Consider the following 24,659-nt stretch of genomic DNA (forward strand, 5'->3'; position numbering starts at 1 on the left):
AACATGGATTTGACAATCATTTTCATGCTGGTGGCCATCGTTCTGCTCTCGCTGGTGCTTGCCGGCTTGGGTGCGTATGTGGTCATCCATAATTCGGATGAGAAGGAAAAGGAATCGAATGCTCCGGTTATCGATGTTTCCGGTCAGTATGCGGTCGTGGTCCGTCCTGCCCGCGAATCGATCGAGAAAGTGAAACCTTCCTTAAAAGAAATGGCTGAATGGCTCTCTACTACAGGCGCTAGTCCGGAAGAACAAGCTCGTTTGATTGAATCTTGGAACAAGAGTATTGATGACGTGGTGAAGGTAATTGACGAAGGCGACCGAAATGGGACCGTGACTTATCGTGTGGTGGTTGGTCCTAAGAGCAAGCCGTTTTGTAATTTTATGAGTGACGACAATTATATTACTCGGGAACAGATTCGGAATCACGCAGAAATTCTGCCACCCTATGTTCTCGGTTGCGATTGTCATTTGGTACCTAAGCTTCCTTGGGAAAATCCGGGTAAGGCGGGGTGGAAACCTCTTATTCCGGAAAATGGGGCGTATCGCGTTCCCGATTGGAGACACATTGCGTAAGACTCTACTGTTTGCTTCTCTTTTCTCGGTCGCCGCATTTGCAGCGAATTCAGCGATTATCACTCTAGAGATGCCGGTTGGCGCTCGTCAGCTCGGTATGGGTGAAACCGGCGTGGCTGTTGCGGATGACGCGGCGGCACTCTATTACAACCCGGCAGGCCTTGCCTTTGGCCCGCTTGCTAACGAATGGGAACTGTCCTTGGAACAGAAGTCGGAAAAGACTCCAGCTTTTACGACTCTCGCCGTCAAAAACCGTGCAGGGTTTTTTGAAAAGAGTGAAATTTGGGCAGGCACGAATAGCGGTATTCGCCATTACGATGGGGAACACTGGTCCGATTATCATGTCGTGACCCTTGAAGGTCAACAGAAGATCCGGGATGTCGTCCGCGTGTTTGCTGGTACGGAAGCGGGTCTGGATGAATACACGCGCAAGGTCAAGCAGTTTAACGATGTGCAGAATGACGTCGATGAATCCTATGTCCGCGACGTGATGATTCCCTGGAATTTGGTCGTCAGCGATACGGTGACCGCACTTCTGTATGAAGTCCGCACGGAAAAGCTCTGGGTGGGTACGCCGAAGGGACTCTTCCGCTTTGACGGCAAAACCTGGAAAAACTATTCCGCAGAACTGGGAACGCCGCGTATTACCGCCTTGGAAAATCAGGGCGCAACGCTTTGGATCGGTACGGATAACGGTCTTTTCTCTTACCGCAACGGAGTCGTGGAGCAGAAGGGTAAGGTCCTCCCGAGTCAAAAGATCAACGCTCTGGCGTGGTCGGATTTCAAGGGTGAACTTTATGTATCCGCAGACGGCGCTGGTATCGCTCGATTGATTCCGAAGAAGGGTTCAAGCGGAAAGGACCGCTGGAGCCTGTTCAACGAAGAAGACGGTCTCATGGATTTGCATGCGACGGCTTTGATCGTGGATTCTTCGGGGCACGTTTGGGCGGCTCATAACGGCGGTCTTTCTCACTTCAACTTGCGCAAGTGGGAACAGGTCAAGTTTGAAAGCAACATCGTGCACGATCTCGCTGTGGACGATGACGGAGCCATTTGGATTGCGACGGATAAGGGCGTCTGGCGTCATTTGCCGGACTATGCCACCGCGTCCGGTCGTAAGGCGGAACTCGAACGCAAGCCGGAAGACCGCGGAAACCAACAGTCGGAAGATGAATGGGAACATTTCCATTCCGGCAATGGACTTTCTTCGAACCGAGTCTGGGCGGTTTTACCGCAGGCGAATGACGTCTGGTTCAGTACGAGCGCAGGCATTGAACGTTATAAGGACGCGGACTACCAGCTCACCTTCTTCTATGAAAAGCTTCTTCCTGTCTTGAATATCCCGGACTTGTACCACTTGTTCGGCGGCATGACGATTCCTCTTGATGAATGGGGAACTTTGGGTGTGTCGGTAAACTTTGTTTCTTTCGGTGAAACGGTCGTTTCGACGGAAGATGATGCTGCAACAAATGCGAACAGCTCTGAAGTGGTCGGTGCCATCAGTTACGGCACCAAGTTGACGCAAAAGTCTTCTATTGGTCTGACGATCAAGTTCTTCTATTCGGACTTGAGTTCTGGTGCATCGACGAATGGCGAAGAAGCAACGACGTTCAGTTACGCGTTTGACGTGGGCTTCCTCCGTCGCGACTTCTTGATCGATGACTTGAGTGCGGCAATCGTTCTTGCCAATATCGGTCCGAGCGTTTATTACACGGACAAGTCCGATCAGGATCCGATTCCGCTTACCTGGCGTTTGGGACTTGCTTATGAAGTGGTGAACTCTTTGGACCATCGCCTGTTGATTGCGGCGGATTATAACCGTACGGTTGTTTACGACGATGATAAGGGCAATCCGGAACCGTTCTACACCGCAATGTGGAAAAGCTTGATCCATCCGGAACTCGGAGGCCATGGCGCAACGCGCTTTAAGAACTCTCTTCTTCAGGGCATTTTCAACATCGGTGTGGAATACACTTATTCCAATACGGTGGCGGTGCGAGCTGGTTACCTTTACGACAAAACGGGCAAGCGTAACGAAGTGGATCTGGGTCTTGGCGTGATGCTTTCCGATGTACTCGAATTCGATATTTCGACAATCAAGGACGTGGGCGAAAACGACGGCGTTCGTGACGGTCAGATGCGCTTTGGTGCAATCTTTAAGTTCTAAAGATTTGAAACATGGTTCCGGTTAATTATCAGCGTCAGATGGATGATATCATCCGTCGCTTGCAGAGCAAGGGAGAAGTTCCTTCGCTTTTGCTGCATTGCTGCTGTGCGCCGTGTTCAACCTATGTTCTGGAATATCTTTCGAATTATTTCCGCATTACGACTTTCTATTACAATCCGAACATTTTCCCGATTGAAGAATACAAACACCGTGTGGCGGAATTAAAGCGCTTTTCGGCAGAGTTTCCGGCGAAGCACCCGGTGAGTTTCCTCGAAGGAAATTATGAACCTGCACGCTATTATGCAGCTGTTAATGGACTTGAAAAAGAGCGCGAAGGCGGAGCCCGGTGTTATAAATGCTTTGAACTCCGATTGGGCGAAGCGGCAAAAGTAGCGAAAGAGCTCGGCATGGATTATTTCACGACGACGCTCACCATTAGCCCAATGAAAGATGCGGACGTGCTGAACCATATTGGTGAAGAAATGGGAAAGCTTTACGGAGTCAAGCATTTGCCGTCGAACTTTAAAAAGCGTAACGGCTTCCTCCGTTCCACGCAGCTTTGCAAGGAATACAATCTTTACCGCCAGTATTTTTGCGGATGCGTCTTTTCGAAAATGGAACGGGACCGTCAGATTGCAGAAGAAGAGGCGAAGGCTCGAGCCCTGGAACTGTCTTCTGTTCTTGTTTAACGTATTTTCAGCGTAGAATAGGGCGAAAAAAAGGCCTCCGCCGCAGCGGAGACCCTTCTCTCTTTGTAGGTTGAAACTTAGTGGATCGAGATACGCTGGGTGCTGTTCATCGAACCTGCATGGACGCGGACGATGTAGGAGCCGCTCTGCATCGATTCGAGCGAAACGGATTCGTTCACCTGGAAGAAACGCTTCAGTGCACGGCCCTGCATGTCGAACACTTCTACGGTGACAGGCGTTGCGGTGCTGACGTGGAGAGTTCTGCCGAGGACTGCAAGGTGCAGGCTCTGGGCTGTCTTGTCCGCGGCAATCGAAGTGCTTTGTTCATTGACAACGTTCAGGCTTATGGTAATGGTTTCGCCGTTCACCTTGATTGTTTCGGTGTAAGAACCTTCGGTGGCCCAGCTTTCTACAGTACCGGAAATCGTTACGCTGTTGCCTGCGTAGGTGAAGTTGATGTTGCCGATGGAGGCTAGGTTCCAAGTTTCACGGCTGAAGGATGTGACGTTCGTAATCGTGATGGTTTCGAAAGCGGTATTCTTGGCGACCGTCTGGTTAGTCGAACCGTTGATGACATAGCCTGCTGCAGAAATTGCAGAGGAGCTAGAAACGACGACGCTAGACGAAGATGTCGCGCTCGAACTGGAAACTGCATTGCTCGAGGAGGAGTTTGTGCTGGAGCTGGACTTCGCAGAGCTCGAAGAAGACGGAGATTCTACCGGGACAATCGCCATGCCCGAACAACGGACGTCATCTACATAGAGGTAATTGAGGCTGGGCTGGTTCCCCTTGATTTCCCAGGTGAGTTTTGCGATGCGCTTCTTGGAAAGAGTCACGTCATCTGCCCAGGATTCCTGAGCCAACATATCCCAGGGAATCGTCACGGTGGTCCAGGAAGTAGACGCCGTCTTGGTAATCTGGTGGTAACCGTAATCCTTGACCGCCGTATCCTCTGCCTTAAAGTTGTGGGCAGCACCCTTGTACTTGTATGTAATGGCGGTGCAAGAAGAAAGGTCGTAAGCGGTCTGGGTTTCGTTCAGGCCTACACCGAGAGCCACATAAGGATCGTACTTGTTGCCTCCCTGGGAAAGCGTGACTCCAGTAATACCCGCCACATAGCTGGTGGAGTTTCCGGTTGTAGAACCGGGAAGCACTACATTGTAACCGCCGTTCTTGCCGGGACCGTTTGTAATCGTAGAGGCGCCATCGTCGCCTTTGTCGGTATAGGCATACCATTCGCCGCCGGTAAAGGCGTAATTGTCCCCGTCTTCAAAGTCGTCAATGTAATCGGTGGTTCCTGCCGGCTGCACGTAGCTCGAGGAACTGGCCGCGGAGCTGCTGGAGGTTATTGTCGTGCCGCTGCAAGCCGTGTAGGAGGTAGGCAACTTCGAGAAGATATTGGTATTTACCCACTTTCCACTTTCGGAATAGTTCCAAGCGCTTCCACTAAAATAAGAAGCCCCTTCGTTCTTGTTGGATACAGACCAGTTGGCACCGGAAAGCTTATGCTGATTCATCCAGGATAGCCAAGTGGATGAAGTCCCACTGACAGAACCGCCGCCATCGGCATTGACGGTTCCCCATTCCGAAACAAACACGGAAAGCCCGCTGTTCATGGCCGAGACCGCATTGGCGCCTTCTGTTCTCGTGCTGTGGGAACCCGCATAGTAATGGAAGGTGTAGGCTGTGTTATTCTTGGAGTCCGTCACCGGATTGCTGGAAGCCTCGTTGGGAAACTGGTCCCAGCTGCGGCTACCCACCAGGATTAGATTGTCGGAGTATTGACGGATTGTCGACACAACTGTATCAGCATAGGTCTTGATGGTGTCCCAGGACTGGGTAGTGGGTTCATTGAAAATTTCAAAAATTACGTTGTCGTATTTGCCCCATTTTTCTGCCATATAACTGAAGAAGGTCTTCGCGTTTTCCACGTTGTCGCTGGCCTTGTGACTATGGTAGTCGATAATCACGTAAATATCGTTGTCGATGGCCGCCTGGACCACTGTATTCATAAGGCTTTGGTAATAACCATTCTTGTTAAAGTAGTTACCGGCACCCCAGTCCTCGTCCACACCCATGGGGGCGCGAATTAGCTGTATGTTCTGTTTCTGTACAAGACCGCTGACATAATCGGCAGTCCAGAAAGGAGCTCCCACGTCGCTTGCGATGCTCCAGAAAAGGCTCATACCCTGCACCGCCACCTCGTTTCCGCTGGTGACGCCCTTACAGGAACCGTAAATTTGGCCCTTGCCGCTGGAATTGGTACCAGCCTGCAACTGGCCGTAGGCGCTCACAGGACCGACGCGTCCAAATGAAAGCGTTGCAAGACTCATGGCGAGTACGCCAACAGTCAAGACGGATTTGGTGAAAGAAAAGTTCATTCTAGACCTCGCAAAGAGAAAATAGGATTACCCCTATAATTTATGTCAAAGGCTTTTTTTAGGGAGTAAAATGCGATTAACAAATGGTTCTTTTTGTTCCCACTTTGTTCTCTTGTGAGCAAAAACAAATTCCCCTGTGTGATGCAGGGGAAGTAAGTAAAAGTTACTTTGCAAAAGTTACTTTGCGAAACGGTTGAAACAGTTGTGCGATTCTTCTTATTCTTCGAAGGTCCCTTCAAAAACAAATTCAGCTGGACCTGTCATCATCACATGGGAATCTTCTTCTCTCCATTCGATGTGGAGCGTTCCGCCGAGAAGTTCCAGGTCAATTGCACGAGAAGTTTTTCCGTTCAAAACACAGGCGACAAGTGTTGCGCAAGCGCCTGTTCCGCAGGCGAGAGTTTCTCCTGTTCCGCGTTCCCAGACGCGCATTTTGGCGTGGGTAGAGTCTACAAGTTCGCAAAATTCGATGTTTGACTTGCGCGGAAAAAATGAATCGATTTCGTAATCGGGTCCTTTGGTGTGCACCGGAGCTGTTTTAACGCTGTCGACAAAAGTTACCGCATGTGGATTTCCCATGGAAACGCAAGTGAATTCACATCCGTCGAGGGTGATCTTGTTCGTTTCCGCGGCAACCGGAATCTTCGCCGGTTCAAGAATCGGAGCGCCCATGTCCACTGTCGCCGATTTAAAGTTTTCTCCATCGCGATGGATCACGATGTGTTTAATGCCTGCACCGGTTTCTAAGTCAAATTCGTCTTTGGCTTTCTTGAAGAAACGTTCCCACGCAAAACGGGCCACGCAACGACTGGCGTTACCACACATTTCGGCTTCACTGCCGTCTGGATTGAACATTCGCATGCGCACATCGGCCTTGTCCGAAAGGCTAATCAAAACGAGGCCGTCTGAACCGACGCCAAAATGTCTATCAGAGATTTTCGGGGAAAGCTGGGTAGGGTCTTTAACCACGCCGTTTCGATTATCTACATAGATGTAATCGTTTCCAGCGCCTTGCATTTTAGTGAAGTGGATCATAGGAGGGTCCTAGGTGAAGTGGTCATCAATAATGCCGCTCGCTAAAACGGCATCATCTTGATAAAGTACGACGATTTGCCCCGGAGTCACAGACATTTGAGGTTCGTCGAAGGCTACGTACAAATTATCGCCTTCGATTTTGAATGTAGCAGGGGCAAGGGTTTTACCGTGGCGGATCTTTGCCATGGCGCGACCCTCATTCACATGATCGTCCAGAAGCAATCGGTTGACGTCATGGGCTTTAAGGCTTTTGGAATACAAATCGGCTTTGGTTCCGAGAATCACTTGATTCTTGTGCGGGTCAATTTTCACGACAAAAAGCGGCTCTTTGAGACCGCCAATGCCAAGACCTTTGCGCTGACCGATGGTATAATAAATGATACCGTTGTGATGGCCGAGAACTTTGCCGTTCAAATCGACGATGTCACCGGGCTTGATGTCATCCTTGTCGAAGAGAACTGCGTAATCTTCGCATTCGATGAAGTCTTGACTTTCGTGCTGGGCGGCAATGTCTTCAAATCCGGATTCCGCAGCTAGGGTTTTGACTTCTTTTTTGGTGAGGTTTCCGAGTGGGAAAATCACGCGGGAAAGCTGTTCTCTTTTTAAGCGCGAAAGGAAATAGGTCTGATCCTTGGTAGAATCGACCGCCTTGCGCAAGAGTCTTCCGTTATCGGAAACCTGTGCATAATGCCCTGTCGCGAATGTGTCGAAGTCGAGCAGTTTATGGGCGCAATCGATTAAGAATCCAAACTTCATCTTTTGATTGCATTTAACGCAAGGGTTCGGGGTGCGACCGGCTCTGTATTCTTCGCGGAAATAGTCTAAAACATTTCGCTTGTACTGTTCGGCAAGCGGAATGACTTCGTAGTCGATACCTAGGCGTTTGGCGACTTCTGCTGTTTTTTCAAGTTCGCGAGCTTCACCTGGGCCAAAACATCCGCTTTGACCGTGGTCTTCTAAAGGAATTGTTCCATCCCAAAGAGACATCGTAACACCGACGACGGAGTGACCTTGTTTCTTTAAAAGATAGGCTGCCATCGTGGAATCAACGCCACCAGAAAGTCCGACTGCGATTTTCATGCTCCAAAATATAGAAAAGCCAAAGTCCTTCAAAAAACTTTCTAACTTTCCCTATATGGATATTGCGTACTGGCGAAAAAAAATCGACGAGCTTGAAAACAATCTGATCGAGCTTTTGAATAACCGCGCAAATTATGCGGTTAAAATCGGTAAAATTAAAAAGGAAAAGGGACTTCCTGTTTTTGATGCCTCTCGCGAACAGGAAATCTTGGAACGCGTCGCTGCCAAGGCGAAAGCGTGTGACGGTCCGCTCTCTCCGGAATCGATGGCTCGGATTTTTCAGGTCATCATGACGGAAACTCGACAGGTGGAAAGGTGATGTTTTCTTTCAAACGAGTCACTTTTGTCGGTTTTGGGCTTCTTGCAAGTTCCATCGCCGCCGCTTTTAAGCAGGCGAAAGAAGATGTCATTGTTCGAGCGGTCAGCTCGCCGAAGACGCTTGCCCGTGCCAAGGAATTGAAACTCGCCGACGAAACGTTCGGCTATGATGAAATTGATCAGTGGGTAGAAGGTTCGGACGTCATTCTGCTTTGCACGCCGATTTCGATCATTCTTTCGACTCTCGAAAAGCTTTCCAAGCGGACTCCGTCCCATCCGATTCTCGTTTCGGATATAGGCAGTACCAAGGCGGAAATTTGCAAAGCGGGTGCCGCTCTTAAGGCTCCGTTCCGCTTTGTGGGAAGTCATCCGATGGCTGGCTCGGAAAAACATTCCGTTGAATTCAACGATCCGTCGTTATTTGAAAATGCGTACTGGTTCGTCTGCCCGCCTGCGGGAACCTCTGCTTGCGATTATAAGGCTCTGTCCGAAATGATTTCGTTCGTCGGAGCGGAGCAGGTCGTTTTCCCGCCGGAACATCACGATCAGACGGTCGCCTGGGTCAGTCACATGCCGCAGATGGCAAGTTCAAGCCTCGCCGCGAACATCCCGGCGCGCCTTCTCGACAACGGGTACCAGCATTTTGCCGGGCGCGCCTTCCGCGACATGACCCGTATCGCCGCATCCAGCTGGGCCATGTGGAAGGATATTGCCGAAACGAACAAACCGGAAATTCTTCGCGCCATGGACGAATATATCGCAGGCCTTCAAGAGACCCGTCAGGCAATCGAAAAACTCCCGACGGATGAAGACTATCTGCATCGGATTTTTAGCCAGGGAAACGCCGGTCGCGCTTCGCTTTTTGCCCCAGGCAAGAATGCGAACAACAGTTTTTTCCAGCTCACGGTACAGTTGAAAGATGAACCGGGATCGATTCTTGCAGTGCTTGAACCGCTTGCGAAGGCAGAGCTGAACGTGCGAGATATCGAACTTATGAAGGTGCGCGAAAATATCGCAGGCACCCTTTTGATTGCATTTAAAACCGAAGCTCAGGCGAATGCGGCGCGAGAACTCTTGCGCTCCTTGAATTTTGAAGTAACGGAACGCTAATGGAAGATATCGTTTTAAATCCGGACCGCGAACTTTCGGAAGATGTGCTTGCGCTCGGCCTTCTGGTGAACGGTCGTACGACTTTGGACGACTTTGCGTTTACCGATCGCTCTCGCCATTTTGCGAACTTGCTCCAGGAGTTTGGCCTCAAGGTCGAAGAAAAAGGTTCGAATACGATTCTGACGGGTGTCGGATTCTCTTATAAGATTCCGGCTCTTCTGCATATTCCGGAAAGTGACAATGCCATGTCGCTTTTGCTTGCTCTCGCTTCCAAGGATACGGAAACGCTTTTCTCTGCAACGGGAACTGCGGAACAGCTTCAAAAGGCAAAGACTTTCCTCGCTGAAGTTTTCGGCGTGAAGGTGGAAAACGAATCGGATACGGAAGCGGGCAAGACGATTTCGTTCCACTTTGAACATGTGCTTCCGTTGCTCAAGGAAACGCGTGAAGGCTGCATCCCGTACCTCGCTAAGAATGCGGTCCTCGTGAATGCTCTTGTTCTCGGTAGAACTGTCGAGTTTGATGAACGCTGTCCGGTCCGTTCTTCGTTTGTCGAAATGCTCGCTTACTTCGGCGCGCAAATCCAGATTCAAACGACCGGTATGCAGGAAATGAGCGAACTCGAACGCCGTATTGCCAAGGCTCGTGGTATCAAAACGGAACGCCGTGTCAAAACGGTCATTTCCGAAACCAAGATTTTGACGAGCCACGACTACTTTGTGCCGAATGATCCGACGGAAGCTTGTGCCCTTGTCATCCTTTCGATTCTTTCTCCGGCATTCAAAAACAAAAAGATTACGCTCAAAAATGTTCTGGTTGCGGCCGACCGTGCCGGAGCCTTCTCGGCGCTCCGCCGTATGGGGGCAAAAATCGATTTTGGATCGCGTCACGAGCGTTATGGCACAGCCTATGCGGACGTGATTTCTGTTTACGATAAACGCTTGTCCTCTCGCCGCCTTGCAGAAGATATCCTTTGCACGTGCCTGGAGGAATATCCGTTCATCGCTCTTGCGGCGAGTACTGCCGACGGGGAAAGTATTCTTCGCATTCCGGATAGCCTATCCAAGGAATTGCGTCCTCGTTGCGAAACGCTCGCCCGAAATTTGAAACAGACAGGCGCTTCGATCGGCGTCTATGATGAAGGACTTGTTATCCGCGGAAGAGAAGAACTCGATGCGGGCAGATTTGATGCGGAAAACGATCCGGTTCTTGGATTGATGTTTAACGTCATTTCGCTTTTCTCGCAAGGAGAAACGACGATTGAAAATCTGGGAAACATCGACGTCGCTTTTCCAGGGATCGTAAATAAATTAAAAGAGATTGCACAATCATGAAGTTTTCCAAAATCGGCATTGTTGGCTTTAAGGGAAAGAGCCCTGAACTCATCAAGGCTCTCGAAGAAATTTCCGTGTTTGCGGCAAAGCATCGTGACATTTCGTTCTATGCGGTGGATTCTCTTGTGGGAGTCGCTCCCAAGGGTATTCGCATTGTCTCGGAACGCACTCTGCGCAAATGCTCTCTTTTGATTGCGATCGGCGGTGATGGTACGTTTTTAAGCTCGGCACGTATTGCGCTGGGCGTCAACATTCCGATTCTTGGCGTGAATGCGGGCCGCGTTGGATTCCTGACGGAAACGCCGGTGGAAAGCTTGCCGGATGCGCTGAATGCACTTCTCGTGGGCGATTATACGACCCGCGACCGCATCATGATAGATGCCAAAATCTATCACAAGCAAAAGGTTCTCTGCTCGGAAACGGTTTTGAACGAAATGCATATCCGAGCCCATGCTCCAGAACGCCTCGTCAATATCAACGTGGAATTCAAGGGCCGTCCGCTGACGGAATATTGGGCGGATTCTCTGCTCGTTTCGACGCCGACAGGTTCTACTGCTTACAATCTTGCCGCGGGTGGGCCAATTATCTATCCGTCGGTCGATGCCTTTGTCTTGACCCCGGTGGCGCCTTGCAGTCTTTCGGTTAGGCCGCTTATCATCCCGACGGATTCGGAATGCCGTGTCACGTCGATTATGAATACGCCGATTGAACTCGTCTTTGACGGTCGAATTGTGCACGTCCTTGAAGCGGGGGATTCTCTCGTTCTTTCCAAGAGTAAGGATGTAACGACGTTTATCCGCATGAAGAATACGGGCTTCGTCAATGCTCTTCACGGAAAGCTCGGCTGGACGGGAAAACCGAAGCTCGCGATCAAGTAATCACAAATAAGGTTCAATCAGCGGAAGGGTCTGTGCGACTGCGTCCTGGATGCTTTCCAAATCTTCGCCGGGATACGCTTTGGACTTGGAAATTTCAAGTGCTAAATCGAGTCCGCGTTTCAGGTTCTCTGCGACCGTTTTCAAAGGAGTTCCCATTTCTACCGAAGCCTTAAACCACTTTGCGTACAGCTGAATTTCCAAAGCGAACATGTGCGGACGATGCGCGGTGGTTAAAGTTTCCCCACGTCCATAGATAAAGTCCACCATTTCTTTGAGCGTGTAAGTTCTGTCGAAAAAGGCGAGGTTCGGGCCGGGGCAAATTTCTGCCGGAGCCTTTTCTGAGCTTTCAAGCCCGAGAGCGATTAGCCCGGAATTTCCGAGCTCATGGCAAATGCACGTCTTTTCGAAGACCAGAGCTTTTGCTTTTTGCTTTTCTTCGGCGGAAATGTTCAAAGCATCGATGGCGGCGATTTTTTTCTTTTGATATTCGCGGCTTGCCGTGCAAATCGGGCGTTCCGTGAATTCGGTATTGTTTTGCAAAAAGCCTTTGGGACAAAGGGCGCCTGGATTTCCTTGCTCTATTTTTTGAACGCGGTCGATTTCTGCGGGGCAGAGTTTCAAATGGCTAAAAGGAATGCCGAGCGGGGATGCCTCGCTCATCACGATGTCATTTGAACTCGCCTTGGCGAGCAAGTTTCTCAATGCGTCATCCACGAGAGTCGCTTCCGATACAAGCAAAAAAGGCGATCCCCATCCGCACCGGTCCATCCCAAAATCGCGCAAAAGACGCTCGGCTTCGCCAAAGTTTCCAATGCCACCCTGGACTGTAAATTTTGGCATCAGCGGCATCAAACGTTTTACGTCGAGACCGTGGGTTGTATAATACTTTTGCACGGCATCTCTAAAACCGCAAACAAGCTTCTCTTTCTTCGTCACGACTTCTTGTAAAATCAGCGGTAGAAGCTCTCCCTGTGCAGGGAACAGGTGACCGCCACAGTTCAACCCGGACTCAATGCGGTATTCCGAAACTTCGAGACCCTTGCGGGCTAAAAATTTACCTTGGATTTCTGCTGAACGGAAGTCCGAAATTTTCAATACAATTTTTTTGTCAAAGCCTCCGACCGCATTTCGGTAAAAGCAGGGGAAAGCTTCCATTTCGCTGAAAAGTGCCTGGTTGATTCCCGCGCTTAGAATCAGACTCGTGTTTCCGTAAAGGTTTGATTTCGCATAGCCGCGGAGCGCTTCTTTAGCATCGTCAAAGCCCGGGCGGTCGAGTTTCACCATGATGTTCACATCGATAGAGCCCGGGCGCATTTCTGCACTCAAGGCGTTCTCTTCAGCATCACGGGCGTCTCCCCTAGGCATTTGGAGCATCTTCAGGTAACGCTTGCGGAGCGGATCTTCTGTCGGCAATAGCTGAAAGTAAAAGTCCTTTTCGCTTTCTCCCGTAAAAGGCGCTTTTTTTACACGGGCAAAATTCTTTTGCACCAAGGCGTTCACCAGATTCAGATAGAGCTGTATCCGCTTTTCTCGGGCGTGTTCGGCGGAAGGGGAAACCTTTTCGTACGGCAGTCCGTATTTTTGGGCGTAATACAGACCGATCTTTTCCGTCATCCTGTCATCGACGAGGGAAATCGCCGAGTCGATTCCCCAATGCGCCACGCGTAGGGGAGAATCGGTCGTAAAACAGGTTCCCATTACAGGAATATGGAAAAGATGTGACATAGACCCTTAAACTAGTAATTTCTTAGCCATAAACCTTTCTTGAGTCGCCATTCCACAACAAGTGTTCCCAAAAGGTCTGTGCGTAAAATCTTGGAGGAATCTCCGGTCACAAAAGAAAGTTTTTTCAGCGTACTCTTTGCCGGATGACCGTAAGGATTGCCTTTTCCCACAGAGATGACCGCAAGCGTGGGCGCCACCTGTTCCAAAAAGCGGAGCGAAGAACTGCTCGTAGAACCGTGGTGCCCGACTTGCAAAAGGCTCGCCTGCAGATCGTGCGAAAGTTCCAAAAGTTCCGCTTCTCCCAGATTCTCCAGGTCCCCTGTGAAAAGCGCCCGCTCTTTTCCGTCCGAAATCTGCAAAACGGCGCTCGCATCGTTTCCCCCGATTTTTTTGAATCCCGTCGGCCATAAGATTTGACAGCTCCATTCTTCGCACGGGAGTTTTTGTCCGCGTTCGACTGCAACCGTTTTTGTCCCAAAACGTTTGGCAAGCTTCAAAATGCTGTCCCGCAACCAAATGCCGCCGGTATCTCGGCTGTAAAAAAGCGTATTGATTTGCACGGAACCGTCCCATTCCAAAAATCCCCCCGCATGATCCCGATGCCAATGGCTCACTAGCGCCCAATCCAAGTGCTTTATGTTTCGCACGTGCAGTGAATCCCAAAATCCAGTGGAATCGTTCCCTGCATCGTACAAAAACGCCCACTCTTTGCCACTAGATTGAATCAAAACGGACAAACCTTGCCCGACATCCAAAAATTCAAGCTTTGCCGTTCCAAAATCCGCCACTTCGCTGGAAATATCCGCTTGGGAACAGCCTCCAATTTGCCAAACGAGCGTGAAAATGCCCACAAAATACCACTGAAATCGCTTCATTTGCATAGGTCCTCCTAAAAGAAGCTCCATTTATAAGACGCTCGAAAGCACGGAGAAAGGAAAAAATTGAAAAAAAAAAGGATTTTTAGTAAATTTACAAGTGCTATGCAGCTACCTAAGTACAAAAAGAAGAAACGCATTAAGCTCAAAATTTGCCAAGAACCGGGTTGCGGTCGCGAATTTTGGGGTCACCCGATTGCCAAGTACTGCCCGATTCACCGCGATATCAAGAATCGCCAGAAGCAGAAGAAGGATGTGGAAAATATCGATGCAAAGAACATCGTATTCCGCCACAACTATACAGATGTTTTGGACTTGAAGTTCCGTTGCTGCCTCGAAGGTTGCGACAATCTGTTTGAAATCAAGGTCTTCCCGAAGCAGTTCATCTACCCGAGATTCTGCAACGAACACCGTAATGATTTCAAGCGTGCCAACTTCATGCGTTTGATGAGGCGTAAAGAGCGCGAAGAATAATTCAAAATTATCCCTTTGAATTTTCTTTAAACTTTGTTATATTTGCCTCGCTCATTTATGGTGGGTGTAGCTCAGATTGGTTAGAGTCCCAGATTGTGATTCTGGTTGTCGCCGGTTCGAGTCCGGTTACCCACCCTTGAAAACCTCCGTGCGGAAGTGCGGGGGTTTCTCGTTTTAAACAGATTTAAAATTTCGCACCTTATTTCGGTTGGTGAATTTATCTGAAAATTGATGAGTAAAAAAGAGAAGACGCACTTCGGTTGAAGTGCGTCTTCGATTAGAATTATCAAGGCGTTAAGCCTTTATAATCGTATCCTTGGCGAGAACGACGATACCCGAAGGCGTTACGTGGAACATTTTGCTATCGCGTTCCAAATCATAACCGATTTCGAAACCCGCAGGAATGTGCAAGCCCTTTTCGATAATGGCTCTGCGTACCTTCGCGCCCGGACCGATCGTCACGTCAGGGAAGAGAATGGATTCTTCGACGAGGGCTTCCTTTTGAATGGAAACCGCCGGAGAAAGAACGCTCTTGATCACGCGACCGCCGCCGATTACGCAGCCTGCAGAAACAACGGAGTCGATTGCTGCGCCCGGATTTTCCGAGTCGCCGGCGCTAAAGAAACGGGCAGGCGGCTGGTTCCAGTTATAGGTGCGAATCGGCCAGTAGTTGTTGTAGAGGTCGAACGGAGGATTGCCCGAGCAAATATCCATGTTGGCTTCGAAGAAGGCATCAAGCGTTCCCACGTCGCGCCAGTAACCCTTGGTTTCTGCGCGTTCTCCGCGGACGATGTTCGTGTTGAAATCGTAGACGTAAACAGGGTAGTTCGGGTAAAGCGCCGGAATAATATCCTTGCCGAAGTCAGTTGCGCCTTCGCTAGAGTGCTTCAAAAGCTCTCGTACAAGGAACTTGCTTGTGAAAATATAGTTGCCCATGCTGGCGAGGCACCAGCCCGGGCGTCCCGGCATTTGCTTGGGTTCTTTCGGTTTTTCCTGGAAGCCGATCATGCGGTTGTCGCTATCGACTTCGATAATGCCGAATTCGCTTGCTTCTTCCACTGGTACAGGAATCGCTGCAATTGTCAGGAGTGCTGCACGAGAAAGGTGGAAGTCTATCATCTGATTCACATCCATTTTATAGATGTGGTCGCCGCCGAAGATCGCGACGATATCCGGACGCTCATCCGTAATCAGGTTGATGTTTTGGAAAATGGCGTCTGCGGTGCCTTTGTACCAATCGCCTCCGGTGCGCATCTGTGCGGGCACAAGGTCTACATACTGGTCAAGGCTTGCATTCAAGTTCCAGGCTGCAGAAATATGCTTGTTCAAGGAATCCGACTTGAATTGGGTCAACACCTTGATCTTGAAGATGCCAGAGTTGATAAAGTTGTTCAAAACGAAGTCGATAATTCGGTAAGTTCCACCAAAGTGAACCGCCGGCTTTGCACGGTCTCGGGTGAGAGGTTGGAGTCGGCTGCCCTGACCGCCAGCCATGATCATGCAAAGGGTGTTCTTGTTATGTTCACGATAAGACCAATTCATAAAGCTCCTAATCTATATAAGCGATAAATACTCTCCTAATCTATCTTATTTTTTGCAAAAATTGGGAAATTTTCAAGAAAATCAAATAAAATCGTTGTAAAGATTCTGACTGCTGGCTGGAGTTGTCCCTTCAAAAATGTGAAAATAGTCTGACTCAGTTTCGGAGCCCTTATCCAAGGGGCGTGGAAAAGGCTTTTTTAGATTCTATCCACTTTCCGAATCTCCATTTTTTTGTACATTTATCGTGTTCGAAATGATCGAAACGTAACGTTAAACCAAATAGGAGTTACCTATATGAGTCTCACTCTCAACGACATCAAGCATAACAAGATCAAGGCTTGGGTTGAAGAATGCATCGCCATGTGCGAACCGGACAACGTTGTTGTTGTTGACGGTTCCAAGGAAGAATATGACGCCCTCATGCAGAAGTGCGTCAATGCCGGCCTCGCTACGAAGCTCGCCAAGAAGGAAAACTGCTACCTGTTCCGTTCTCTCCCGTCTGACGTGGCGCGTGTCGAATCCCGTACCTTTATTTCTTCCGTGAAGGAAGAAGATGCTGGTCCGACCAACCATTGGATCGACCCGAAGGAACTCAAGGAAACCATGAAGGGCCTTTACAAGGGTTGTATGCACGGCCGTACCATGTACGTGATTCCGTTCTGCATGGGCCCGCTCGGTTCCCCGATCTCCAAGAACGGTATCGAACTGACCGACTCTGAATACGTTGTCCTCAACATGGACATCATGACCCGCGCTGGCAAGAAGGTTCTCGACATTCTCAATGCCGACCAGAACGCTGAATTCGTGCCCTGCCTCCACTCCGTGGGTAAGCCGCTCAACAACGGTGAAACCGACGGCGGTATCTGGCCTTGCGCAGACGTCGAACATAAGTACATTACCCAGTTCCCGGACGAAAAGCTCATTTGGTCCTATGGTTCTGGCTATGGTGGAAACGCTCTCCTCGGCAAGAAGTGCTTCGCTCTCCGTATCGCAACCGTTCTCGCTCGCGATGAAGGCTGGCTCGCTGAACACATGCTCATCCTCAAGCTCACGAACCCGAAGGGCGAAGTCAAGTATGTGACTGGCGCATTCCCATCTGCTTGCGGTAAGACGAACCTCGCCATGCTCATCCCGACTATCCCGGGCTGGAAGGTCGAAACCATCGGTGACGACATCGCTTGGATGAAGTTTGGCAAGGATGGCCGTCTCTACGCCATCAACCCGGAAGCCGGCTTCTTCGGCGTTGCCCCGGGCACCTCTGCAGAATCCAACAAGAACGCTCTTATCTCTGCCGAAAAGAACACCATTTACACGAACTGCGCACTCACTGAAGATGGTGACGTCTGGTGGGAAGGCATCGGCTATCCGGCCAAGGGCAAGCTCGTCGACTGGAAGGGCAACACCCGCGACGCTCTCCCGAAGGACAAGGCTCCCAAGGGCGAAGAAATGGCTCACCCGAACGCACGCTTCACCGCTCCTGCCAACCAGTGCCCCTGCATTGCTAAGGAATGGGAAGATCCTGCCGGCGTGCCTATCTCTGCAATCCTCTTCGGTGGCCGTCGTCCGTCCACCATTCCTCTGGTCCACCAGTCCCTCAGCTGGAACCACGGCGTGTTCCTCGGCTCCATCGTGGGTTCTGAAATCACCGCTGCTTCCACCATCAACGCTGCTGAAGTCGGTAAGATCCGTCGCGACCCGTTCGCCATCCTCCCGTTCTGCGGCTACAACATGGGTGACTACTTCAAGCACTGGATCGAAATCGGCAAGAAGTCTACCGAAGACAAGCTTCCGAAGATCTTCTACGTGAACTGGTTCCGCAAGGATGCCAACAACGAAAAGCTTCCGGGTGGCTTCATGTGGCCGGGTTACGGCGACAACAGCCGCGTGCTCGCTTGGATCTTTGACCGTTGCAACGGCGACAATTCCAACGTTGTTGAAACCGCTATCGGTTACATGCCGAAGACCCTCAACACCGATGGTCTCGCTGACTACTACAAGGAAACCCTTCCGGAAATCCTCAAGGTGGATGTGGAAGGCTGGAAGAAGGAACTCGCTGACGTGAAGGAAAATCACTATCCGAAGTTCGGCAAGCACCTTCCGAAGGAACTCTCCGAAATCATCGACATGATCCAGGATCGTTTGAACAAGGCTTAATCTTTCGCAAGAAAGAATCCTTGTTGAAGGAATTCAAAAATCCCTCGCAGCGCTGCGGGGGATTTTTGTTGTATGTATTCAAAACCGCCGGCTAGGCCGGCGGTCCCGTTTAGCCTTTTGGCGTTCCTTCCTCGACAAACAAGAAATCCTTTGGTAGCTTTTGAAATGCGGTCTGTCAGCTGCGAACAAAAGAACCAAAGGATTCAAATGAAAAATAGCAATAATCATGCCTTGGCCCACACGACGTGGAATTGCAAGTATCATATCGTGTTTGCCCCCAAATTTCGCAGGAAGGTGTTCTATGGAGAAAAGCGCCGCGAGATAGGAGAAATCCTACGTACGCTTTGCAACTGGAAACAGGTGAATATCGTCGAGGCGGAAGTTTGTCCAGATCATGTACACATGCTTCTCGAGATACCGCCGAAATATTCGGTTTCGGGATTCATGGGATTCCTGAAGGGGAAGAGTAGCTTGATGATCTACGAACGGTATCCGTCGCTTCAGTTCAAATACAGGAATAGGGAATTTTGGTGCCGAGGGTATTACGTAGACACGGCCGGCAAGAGTGCGAGCAAGATTGCCTCGTATATCAAAAATCAGTTGGAGGAGGACAAGTACGGAGAACAGCTGACCATGCTCGGCAAGATGTAGCCCGTTTACGGGCGGCCGGTAAGGACCTTACGCAGGTGGCAGATTGACCAACGCGACGTGACGCGTGGCTAGTATCCTAGGGCTACGCCCGTAAAAGAAGAACCGCCGGCTATGTGAACTGAACCCAAAAAGTTGGACAGTTTAAAGTTAGGATAAAACAGCGTTATGAGTCCGGTATTGTACCGGACTCATTCCGTTTAGGCGCAGCTTTATCCGGTCGTTGTTGTAGTATTCGATATACTTCCTCAGCTCCTGTTTGAAGTGGTCCATGTTTCTGAACGTGTTCGGGTAGAGAAGCTCTGACTTCATTATTCCAAAGAAGTTCTCCATCATGGCATTGTCCAGGCAGTTGCCCTTACGGCTCATGCTCTGGATGATTTTATGATCTTTCAGCGATTTCTGGTAAATCGCATGCTGGTAGTGCCACCCCTGATCCGAGTGCAGAACCAGTCGCTTCCAGGTACGCTTCTTCGCATATGCCCGGTCCAGCATGTCCATTACCATCTTCAGGTCCGGATGGTCCGAGATTGCGTAGCTGACTATCTCGCCGTTATACATGTCGAGTATTGGCGACAGGTAGCACTTGTCCATGCCGATGTTTATCTGAGTCACGTCGGTAGTCCATTTCCTGTTGGGGGCCTTTGTGTTGAAGTTCCGCTTGAGCCTGTTCGGGGCGGTCTTGCCGACCTCGCCCTTGTACGAGCGGTACTTGCAGCGCCTGCGCACGTTCTTCAGGCCATCTTCCTTCATGAGCCGATAGACCGTCTTGTGGTTTATGGCATAGCCCTCGTTCCGGAGCTGGGCCACGATGCGGCGGTAGCCATAGCGGCCCTTGTTCTGGGCGTGTATGGCCTTGATTCGCTTGCGCACGACGGCGTAGCGGTCGGGGCCATCCTTGAGGTTGTAGTAGTACGTGGAGCGGGACAGCCCGCTAGCCTTCAGGAGATGTCTCAGGGCGTACTCGGCGCTCAGTTCGCGGACGACTTGGGCCCTATACCGAACATCTCGGCACTTTCTTCCTGGTCTAGGGCCTTTAATTTTTTTAGGTAGGCGTTCTCCGCTTTTAGATACTCATTTTCTTCCCTGAGGCGTTCAATCTCGCTCATTCCCGTTGTCCATTTCGGCTTGGCCTTGTTCATCTTGGGTGGTCTCCCTCTCGGCTTGGTAGCTAGTCGTCCCTTAAAATCCCGCCCAGCCCGCATAACTATTGGGAAAAACTGATTTCTACCCTGTGAAAATATTGCAAGGTTTTCTAAAATATGATTGAAAACCTTGCAATTTTTTATGTACAGACCGCCAAAATCCCACGCACAGACAAGCCTTTTCTGTTCCCTTGAGGAGCAGTTGAACCACAAGCATTCCCTCTACGTTCTCGCGAACAAGATTGACTGGAACAAGTTCGAGACCGAGTTTTCGAAACGGTTTGACGACAAAATGGGTGCGCCGAACAAGCCGATCCGTCTCATGACCGGGCTCATCATCCTGAAGCACATCCGCAACGTATCGGACGAGTCCGTCGTGGAGCAGTTTCAGGAAAACGCCTATTACCAGTATTTTTGCGGAGAACGGTTCTTCTCGACGGAGCAACCCTGCGACCCGAGCGAACTTGTTCACTTCCGGCACATGATTGGCGAAGCGGGCATGGACATGATCCTCAAGGAAAGTATCCTCGTCAACGATGACCACGATAAACAAGGACCGACAGGATGCGGCACGGTCTTTCTTGACACGACCGTGCAGGAAAAGAACATCACGTTCCCTACAGACGCCAAACTTGCGAACAAGATAATAGAACAGGTACAGAGGATCGTGGAAGAGCATGATCTTCCGCAAAGACAGTCCTACAAGAGAACCTTGAAGAAGGTCCATCGTGACCAGCGTTTCCGCAATCACCCGAAGAACGGCAAGAAGGCTCACAAGGCAGATCGCAGGCTGAAGACAATCGCGGGACGGCTCGTCCGTGAATTAGAGCGAAATCTCGCCAGCAAGAACTTGTTGAACACGTACAAAGAAAAAATCGAGCTTTTCAAAAAAGTTCTGGCACAGAAGAAATGCGACAAGGACAAGGTCTATTCGCTTCACGAACCCGAAGTAAAATGCATCGGCAAGGGCAAGGAACACAAGAAATACGAGTTCGGCAACAAGGTGTCAATCGCCCGGAGCTACAGCGGCATCATTGTCGGCGCGGTCTCGTTCCGGGACGAGTATGACGGACATACGATAGACGATACGCTTGACCATGTTGAACAAATGCTTGGATTCAGGCCGAGCCAGGCCGCATGCGACCGAGGCTACCGCGGACAAAAGGAATCCGGAACGACAAAGATCGTGATACCGGACGTCCCGAAGAAAAACGCGACTTACTACCAGAAGGAAAAGGCTCACAAGCTTTTTTGCAAGAGGGCAGGCATCGAGCCTATCAACGGCCACCTGAAAAGCGACCACCGTATGGGTAGAAATTTCTACAAGGGAATCTTTGGCGACATGCTCAATGCAAAGCTTGCAGCAGCGGCGTTCAACTTCAAGAGGGCCATGAGGCGCTTTTTTGTCCTGTTGGAATGGCTATACTGTTGCTTCCTTTGCCGGGAAGGGGTGAATAAAAACGGCGAACCTCCTTATCCTGCGCTCGCGAAGTGACTTTTTAAGGGTCAACTAGCTAGCAGTTCTTCGTATCCGCCATGACGGTATTTCCGCAGCCAAGAACTCAGGCTGGTAAAACTTATGCTGTACTTGGCGATAACTTCCGCATAAGATAGAGATTTCTTGACGACCGCGTCGATGACAGTCCTCCTCAAGGCAGGAGTTGACCGAACATTCGTTTTCCTTTCAGTCTGCCAACAGCCGGTCTGTCGGTAAAGCCGGATATGGCGCTTAATTTCGGACAGTTCCAGACCTGTCAACCTTGAGATTGACGGAGAGTCGTAACCATCCTTGTGAAGTTCATAGGCCTTGGCCCATTCTTCTTTTGTGTGTTTCTGGTACATGAAAACTCCGAAAGTTGTGTCCAACTTTCGGGGTTCACATCAATGCCGGCGGGTTCCTTTTTTTTAAAAAGTTGTTTTCAAATTGAATTTAGATCGCCACACTACGCTCGCGATGACACGTTCCTCAGTCCTTGCGAGGGGCGTTCGCCCCGAAGCAATCTTACCTTGTAAAGTGCGTGTCCGCTTTCATTGAACTTTTTTTCGAAGGCGGAAATCGGCTGTGTCGGTACAAATGTCTCTTCCGAAATTTTTGCCTCCCAGTTCAAGTGTTTGCTCGCAAGTTCTAACGCGAAGCGGAATTCATCGGCATAGATTTTCCAGTTCGTCCGCATTTCAAGTTCCGGAGAAAGCCTGATTAGCGTCGGGAATATCGGGCTTCCGTGAAAGCGGTACCGCAGTCCGGATTGCTTTGGCCAAGGGTTTGGGTAAAAAAGAGCGTGAAAGCAGATATTCCATTTGGCATCGGCGGCGAGCTTCCAAAAGTCCAGCAGTTCCGCGCGCACGTAAAAGATATTGTTCGGCAAAGGCTCGCCGTTTGCAGCACGGGCATCAGCTTTGGAAAGTCGCACTTCGGACTTGTCCACGCCAATCACAGGATTCTCCGGAAAACGCTTGGCGAGGTTCAACGTGGAAAGGCCTGTTCCGCAGCCGGAATCAAGAATAATCGGCGCCTGAAATTTATGGACAAAGGCTTCTGCCGCTTCAAATGCAATCCGCGTATGCTCTGCGATCGGACGGCGAAATTCCGAATCGAGATAGCGCAAAACAAGCCCTTCCAAGTCCTTGTGAACGCCTGTCTGGTTGCTTTCTACCGCTTTCGAAATTCCGTTCATCGAAACCTTCTTATGATTGAAATCTTCTGGCAAATGGGCAACACTTGCAGAAGGGATCTACCAGCTTGTGGTGCTCAAAGCCCTTTCGAATGCGCTCTGCTTTTTCGCTCGTAAAAATAGAATCCCATGTCTCGTCCGGAAGATTTCCTAACGGAATATTTCCTTTGTAATCGAGACAGCAGGGGACAACCGTCCCGTCAAAGAGAACGCCGCATTGGTCAATGATGCCATGGCATGTTCCCTTTTCTTTTTCTTCGCCCGAACCGTTTGGCCATGTAAAGCGCGAATCCCTGTGCAAATAAAGGCGTCCCGTAATCGGAAAGCTCTTGTGCCGTACAGAAAAAACGGTTTGGGAAAGATCCGTCTGAAAACGCTCGGCAAGCAGCTGAAAAACGGTTGCGTTCCACGCATCCGAGGTGGAGTCCGCATGGTCGTTCCATAGCCTAAAGTTTAAATAGACTTCAGGACGTTCCGCATTCAAACGTTCGGCAAAGTCGAAAGAATCGTTCAAAACGCTCAGGGCTTTTTTCCTTGGCAAATAGGCGTAAGCGTGAGTCGAAAAATTGATTTGCCGCAGCGAAGAAGACGCCAGAAGAGAATCTGCGTGCTTTGCAATCAGAACTCCATTTGTCGTCAGGTTCAATTTGAAATCGCTCGCATCCACTGCTTTCAGGATACCTGCGAATTGAGGGTGCAGCAGAGGCTCTCCCAATACATGCAAAAAAATTTCTTGGACTTTGCCCTGTAAGCTTTCGAGGATTGTTTCGAAACGGGAAAGAGACATTTCGCCGCGGTGCCCGTTCAATTCTGCGCTAGGGCAGAACGGACAACTTAGGTTGCATTTTTCCGTGATTTCGATGTAGGCGTATTTCACGCTTTTTCGAGCATGTCCGAGTGCACGATCTGGCCTGGACCGTGTTCCTTGGCATAGTAAAGGCTCTGGCTTGCTGTCGAGAGCATCGCATCGAGGGTGGGAATTTCCTTTCCCTTGAAACTGGCGATGCCGAGCGAAACCGTTACCGGAATCGGTTTATCGTTAAAGCTGAACTTGTAGGCTTCCACGGCTGCACGCAGGCGTTCAGCGCTTTTTTGAGCGTCGGCTTTGGTCATTTCCGGGAGCAACAGAACGAACTCTTCGCCTGCGTAACGGGCAAAGAGATCGCTTTCGCGCTTATTGCGGGTCAGGATCTGGGCAAGCCCCTTCAAAATCATGTTGCAGGCGGTTTTTCCCCAGTCATCGCTCAGCTTTTTAAAATGATCCACTTCGCACAAAAGCACGTGAACGTATTGGTTCTTGCGACGTGCTGAAGCGAGTTCACCCAGGGAGCGGTCCATAAAGGTTCGGCGGTTGGGAGCCTTGGTCAAAGGATCCGTAGTGGCCGCTTCAAAGAATTCGCGGTCAAAAGCTTCGTCCGTCGGTTCCTTAAAGTCGATTTTAAGGACCATTTTGCCAATTTGCAGGCGGTTTTCCGCATCGATGGCCTTTGGATGCGTTGTTAGGGCGACTCCGTCCACAAAGGTGCCGTTCGTGGAATCCAGATCGCGCAGGGTAACCTTGTTTCCGTCCCAAGCGATTTCGCTGTGCTTGCGGGAAATCATTTCGTCTTCCAGGCGAATGTCCGCATCGCTTCCGCGGCCCAAAATCGTTTTACCTTGGGTCAGGGGAATCTGGCGGAAAGAGGTCTGCGGATACAGCACAATCAGATAAGGCCGAGCCTTTGCTGTCGGCATAGGGCGGGTAAGTCCGTCCGATTGGATTGTGTTTTCCAGATGTAATTCGCCTAATGTGGACATTTCAACGACAAAATTAGCTTTTTTGTCTAAAAAAATGCGTTCGGTATCACGCGTAAACG

Annotated in this window: 23 protein-coding genes and 1 tRNA gene; 12 read left to right on the forward strand and 12 right to left on the reverse strand. The window is 50.2% G+C overall.

What is annotated here, in order from left to right; translation table 11 throughout:
- Positions 1–3: 3 nt before the first annotated feature.
- Genes BGX16_RS09625 through BGX16_RS09635 form a run of 3 tightly spaced genes read left to right on the forward strand, consistent with a single transcriptional unit; the run spans position 4 to position 3,432 of the window.
- Entirely contained in the window at positions 4–576 is a 573-nt protein-coding gene (locus BGX16_RS09625) for a flagellar basal body-associated FliL family protein (RefSeq protein ID WP_100425837.1), read from the forward strand.
- Positions 569–2,743 (forward strand): PorV/PorQ family protein, encoded by a 2,175-nt coding sequence (locus tag BGX16_RS09630; RefSeq protein ID WP_100425838.1) that lies wholly within the window; start codon positions 569–571, stop codon positions 2,741–2,743. Before BGX16_RS09625 ends, BGX16_RS09630 begins: the two co-directional genes overlap by 8 nt.
- An 11-nt stretch (positions 2,744–2,754) precedes the next feature.
- The gene (locus BGX16_RS09635) at positions 2,755–3,432 is read left to right on the forward strand and encodes an epoxyqueuosine reductase QueH (protein WP_100425839.1); all 678 of its coding nucleotides are present in this window, start codon (positions 2,755–2,757) and stop codon (positions 3,430–3,432) included.
- 77 nt (positions 3,433–3,509) lie between these two features.
- Here BGX16_RS09635 and BGX16_RS09640 read toward each other — a convergent pair whose 3' ends face one another.
- From BGX16_RS09640 to mnmA, 3 genes are all read right to left on the reverse strand, one after another.
- Positions 3,510–5,813 (reverse strand): cellulase family glycosylhydrolase, encoded by a 2,304-nt coding sequence (locus BGX16_RS09640; protein ID WP_100425840.1) that lies wholly within the window; start codon positions 5,811–5,813, stop codon positions 3,510–3,512.
- A gap of 216 nt (positions 5,814–6,029) precedes the next feature.
- Positions 6,030–6,848: a diaminopimelate epimerase gene (gene dapF, locus BGX16_RS09645; RefSeq protein ID WP_198514902.1), complete on the reverse strand. Its 819-nt coding sequence runs from the start codon at positions 6,846–6,848 to the stop codon at positions 6,030–6,032.
- Between the two features lie 9 nt (positions 6,849–6,857).
- Complete coding sequence (gene mnmA, locus BGX16_RS09650) at positions 6,858–7,928, reverse strand: tRNA 2-thiouridine(34) synthase MnmA (RefSeq protein WP_100426823.1); 1,071 nt, start codon at positions 7,926–7,928, stop codon at positions 6,858–6,860.
- Between mnmA and BGX16_RS09655 the strand changes: the two genes are divergently transcribed.
- The 4 genes from BGX16_RS09655 to BGX16_RS09670 are packed head-to-tail and all read left to right on the forward strand — an operon-like array spanning position 7,927 to position 11,568.
- Entirely contained in the window at positions 7,927–8,247 is a 321-nt protein-coding gene (locus tag BGX16_RS09655) for a chorismate mutase (RefSeq protein WP_241899524.1), read from the forward strand. The two genes, mnmA and BGX16_RS09655, sit on opposite strands and share 2 nt — an antisense overlap.
- On the forward strand, positions 8,247–9,356 hold the full coding sequence (locus BGX16_RS09660; RefSeq protein WP_100425842.1) for a prephenate dehydrogenase/arogenate dehydrogenase family protein: 1,110 nt from the start codon (positions 8,247–8,249) through the stop codon (positions 9,354–9,356). The genes BGX16_RS09655 and BGX16_RS09660 overlap by 1 nt, the downstream gene beginning before the upstream one ends.
- Complete coding sequence (locus BGX16_RS09665) at positions 9,356–10,690, forward strand: 3-phosphoshikimate 1-carboxyvinyltransferase (RefSeq protein ID WP_100425843.1); 1,335 nt, start codon at positions 9,356–9,358, stop codon at positions 10,688–10,690. The genes BGX16_RS09660 and BGX16_RS09665 overlap by 1 nt, the downstream gene beginning before the upstream one ends.
- Complete coding sequence (locus BGX16_RS09670) at positions 10,687–11,568, forward strand: NAD(+)/NADH kinase (RefSeq protein WP_100425844.1); 882 nt, start codon at positions 10,687–10,689, stop codon at positions 11,566–11,568. Before BGX16_RS09665 ends, BGX16_RS09670 begins: the two co-directional genes overlap by 4 nt.
- Here the strand turns inward: BGX16_RS09670 and BGX16_RS09675 are convergent, their stop codons facing one another.
- Both BGX16_RS09675 and BGX16_RS09680 read right to left on the reverse strand, forming a co-directional pair.
- Positions 11,569–13,293, reverse strand: coding sequence for a hypothetical protein (locus BGX16_RS09675; RefSeq protein WP_157797972.1), 1,725 nt, complete (start codon positions 13,291–13,293; stop codon positions 11,569–11,571). It lies immediately after the preceding gene.
- A gap of 11 nt (positions 13,294–13,304) precedes the next feature.
- Positions 13,305–14,168: a ComEC/Rec2 family competence protein gene (locus BGX16_RS09680; RefSeq protein WP_157797973.1), complete on the reverse strand. Its 864-nt coding sequence runs from the start codon at positions 14,166–14,168 to the stop codon at positions 13,305–13,307.
- Between the two features lie 105 nt (positions 14,169–14,273).
- Here BGX16_RS09680 and BGX16_RS09685 point away from each other — a divergent pair, with 105 nt between their 5' ends.
- Both BGX16_RS09685 and BGX16_RS09690 read left to right on the forward strand, forming a co-directional pair.
- Positions 14,274–14,642, forward strand: a complete 369-nt coding sequence (locus BGX16_RS09685) for a hypothetical protein (protein WP_100425847.1) — start codon at positions 14,274–14,276, stop codon at positions 14,640–14,642.
- A gap of 60 nt (positions 14,643–14,702) precedes the next feature.
- A tRNA-His gene (locus BGX16_RS09690) sits at positions 14,703–14,777 on the forward strand.
- Between the two features lie 159 nt (positions 14,778–14,936).
- On the opposite strand, the gene glgC is transcribed toward BGX16_RS09690, so the two are convergent.
- Entirely contained in the window at positions 14,937–16,184 is a 1,248-nt protein-coding gene (gene glgC, locus BGX16_RS09695; protein WP_100425848.1) for a glucose-1-phosphate adenylyltransferase, read from the reverse strand.
- A 294-nt stretch (positions 16,185–16,478) separates the two neighbouring features.
- Between glgC and BGX16_RS09700 the strand changes: the two genes are divergently transcribed.
- Together BGX16_RS09700 and tnpA are read left to right on the forward strand one after the other, a co-directional pair.
- Positions 16,479–18,338: a phosphoenolpyruvate carboxykinase (GTP) gene (locus tag BGX16_RS09700; RefSeq protein ID WP_100425849.1), complete on the forward strand. Its 1,860-nt coding sequence runs from the start codon at positions 16,479–16,481 to the stop codon at positions 18,336–18,338.
- A gap of 207 nt (positions 18,339–18,545) precedes the next feature.
- Positions 18,546–18,989, forward strand: coding sequence for an IS200/IS605 family transposase (gene tnpA / locus BGX16_RS09705; protein WP_100426824.1), 444 nt, complete (start codon positions 18,546–18,548; stop codon positions 18,987–18,989).
- A gap of 147 nt (positions 18,990–19,136) precedes the next feature.
- Here tnpA and BGX16_RS09710 read toward each other — a convergent pair whose 3' ends face one another.
- Together BGX16_RS09710 and BGX16_RS09715 are read right to left on the reverse strand one after the other, a co-directional pair.
- Positions 19,137–20,027: an IS3 family transposase gene (locus tag BGX16_RS09710; protein WP_157798087.1), complete on the reverse strand. Its 891-nt coding sequence runs from the start codon at positions 20,025–20,027 to the stop codon at positions 19,137–19,139.
- Positions 19,958–20,128, reverse strand: coding sequence for a hypothetical protein (locus tag BGX16_RS09715; protein WP_157797974.1), 171 nt, complete (start codon positions 20,126–20,128; stop codon positions 19,958–19,960). Before BGX16_RS09715 ends, BGX16_RS09710 begins: the two co-directional genes overlap by 70 nt.
- A gap of 145 nt (positions 20,129–20,273) precedes the next feature.
- Between BGX16_RS09715 and BGX16_RS09720 the strand changes: the two genes are divergently transcribed.
- A complete protein-coding gene (locus BGX16_RS09720; RefSeq protein WP_198514820.1) occupies positions 20,274–21,626 on the forward strand; it encodes an IS5 family transposase in 1,353 nt (450 codons plus the stop codon).
- A gap of 11 nt (positions 21,627–21,637) precedes the next feature.
- Here BGX16_RS09720 and BGX16_RS09725 read toward each other — a convergent pair whose 3' ends face one another.
- The 4 genes from BGX16_RS09725 to BGX16_RS09740 form a co-directional block, all read right to left on the reverse strand.
- Positions 21,638–21,973: a helix-turn-helix domain-containing protein gene (locus tag BGX16_RS09725; RefSeq protein WP_100425851.1), complete on the reverse strand. Its 336-nt coding sequence runs from the start codon at positions 21,971–21,973 to the stop codon at positions 21,638–21,640.
- Positions 21,974–22,074: 101 nt separating this feature from the next.
- Positions 22,075–22,806 (reverse strand): tRNA (guanine(46)-N(7))-methyltransferase TrmB, encoded by a 732-nt coding sequence (gene trmB, locus BGX16_RS09730; protein WP_157797975.1) that lies wholly within the window; start codon positions 22,804–22,806, stop codon positions 22,075–22,077.
- 10 nt (positions 22,807–22,816) lie between these two features.
- A complete protein-coding gene (locus tag BGX16_RS09735; protein WP_100425853.1) occupies positions 22,817–23,680 on the reverse strand; it encodes a radical SAM/SPASM domain-containing protein in 864 nt (287 codons plus the stop codon).
- Positions 23,677–24,537: a GGDEF domain-containing protein gene (locus BGX16_RS09740; RefSeq protein ID WP_198514903.1), complete on the reverse strand. Its 861-nt coding sequence runs from the start codon at positions 24,535–24,537 to the stop codon at positions 23,677–23,679. The genes BGX16_RS09735 and BGX16_RS09740 overlap by 4 nt, the downstream gene beginning before the upstream one ends.
- Positions 24,538–24,659 lie beyond the last annotated feature (122 nt).

This window comes from Hallerella succinigenes (genome assembly GCF_002797675.1).
GTDB classification, from domain to species: Bacteria; Fibrobacterota; Fibrobacteria; order Fibrobacterales; family Fibrobacteraceae; genus Hallerella; species Hallerella succinigenes.

Excerpts from the sequence above, each read along its gene's own strand:
- glgC (WP_100425848.1), bottom strand. The coding sequence starts at position 16,184 with ATGAATTGGTCTTATCGTGAACATAACAAGAACACCCTTTGCATGATC.
- BGX16_RS09725 (WP_100425851.1), bottom strand. The coding sequence starts at position 21,973 with ATGTACCAGAAACACACAAAAGAAGAATGGGCCAAGGCCTATGAACTT.
- BGX16_RS09720 (WP_198514820.1), top strand. The coding sequence starts at position 20,274 with ATGTACAGACCGCCAAAATCCCACGCACAGACAAGCCTTTTCTGTTCC.
- trmB (WP_157797975.1), bottom strand. The coding sequence starts at position 22,806 with ATGAACGGAATTTCGAAAGCGGTAGAAAGCAACCAGACAGGCGTTCAC.
- BGX16_RS09680 (WP_157797973.1), bottom strand. The coding sequence starts at position 14,168 with ATGAAGCGATTTCAGTGGTATTTTGTGGGCATTTTCACGCTCGTTTGG.
- BGX16_RS09670 (WP_100425844.1), top strand. The coding sequence starts at position 10,687 with ATGAAGTTTTCCAAAATCGGCATTGTTGGCTTTAAGGGAAAGAGCCCT.
- BGX16_RS09740 (WP_198514903.1), bottom strand. The coding sequence starts at position 24,537 with ATGCCGACAGCAAAGGCTCGGCCTTATCTGATTGTGCTGTATCCGCAG.
- BGX16_RS09700 (WP_100425849.1), top strand. The coding sequence starts at position 16,479 with ATGAGTCTCACTCTCAACGACATCAAGCATAACAAGATCAAGGCTTGG.
- BGX16_RS09625 (WP_100425837.1), top strand. The coding sequence starts at position 4 with ATGGATTTGACAATCATTTTCATGCTGGTGGCCATCGTTCTGCTCTCG.
- BGX16_RS09715 (WP_157797974.1), bottom strand. The coding sequence starts at position 20,128 with ATGAACAAGGCCAAGCCGAAATGGACAACGGGAATGAGCGAGATTGAA.
- BGX16_RS09685 (WP_100425847.1), top strand. The coding sequence starts at position 14,274 with ATGCAGCTACCTAAGTACAAAAAGAAGAAACGCATTAAGCTCAAAATT.
- BGX16_RS09665 (WP_100425843.1), top strand. The coding sequence starts at position 9,356 with ATGGAAGATATCGTTTTAAATCCGGACCGCGAACTTTCGGAAGATGTG.
- BGX16_RS09675 (WP_157797972.1), bottom strand. The coding sequence starts at position 13,293 with ATGTCACATCTTTTCCATATTCCTGTAATGGGAACCTGTTTTACGACC.
- BGX16_RS09635 (WP_100425839.1), top strand. The coding sequence starts at position 2,755 with ATGGTTCCGGTTAATTATCAGCGTCAGATGGATGATATCATCCGTCGC.
- tnpA (WP_100426824.1), top strand. The coding sequence starts at position 18,546 with ATGAAAAATAGCAATAATCATGCCTTGGCCCACACGACGTGGAATTGC.
- mnmA (WP_100426823.1), bottom strand. The coding sequence starts at position 7,928 with ATGAAAATCGCAGTCGGACTTTCTGGTGGCGTTGATTCCACGATGGCA.
- BGX16_RS09655 (WP_241899524.1), top strand. The coding sequence starts at position 7,927 with ATGCTCCAAAATATAGAAAAGCCAAAGTCCTTCAAAAAACTTTCTAAC.
- BGX16_RS09660 (WP_100425842.1), top strand. The coding sequence starts at position 8,247 with ATGTTTTCTTTCAAACGAGTCACTTTTGTCGGTTTTGGGCTTCTTGCA.
- dapF (WP_198514902.1), bottom strand. The coding sequence starts at position 6,848 with ATGATCCACTTCACTAAAATGCAAGGCGCTGGAAACGATTACATCTAT.
- BGX16_RS09640 (WP_100425840.1), bottom strand. The coding sequence starts at position 5,813 with ATGAACTTTTCTTTCACCAAATCCGTCTTGACTGTTGGCGTACTCGCC.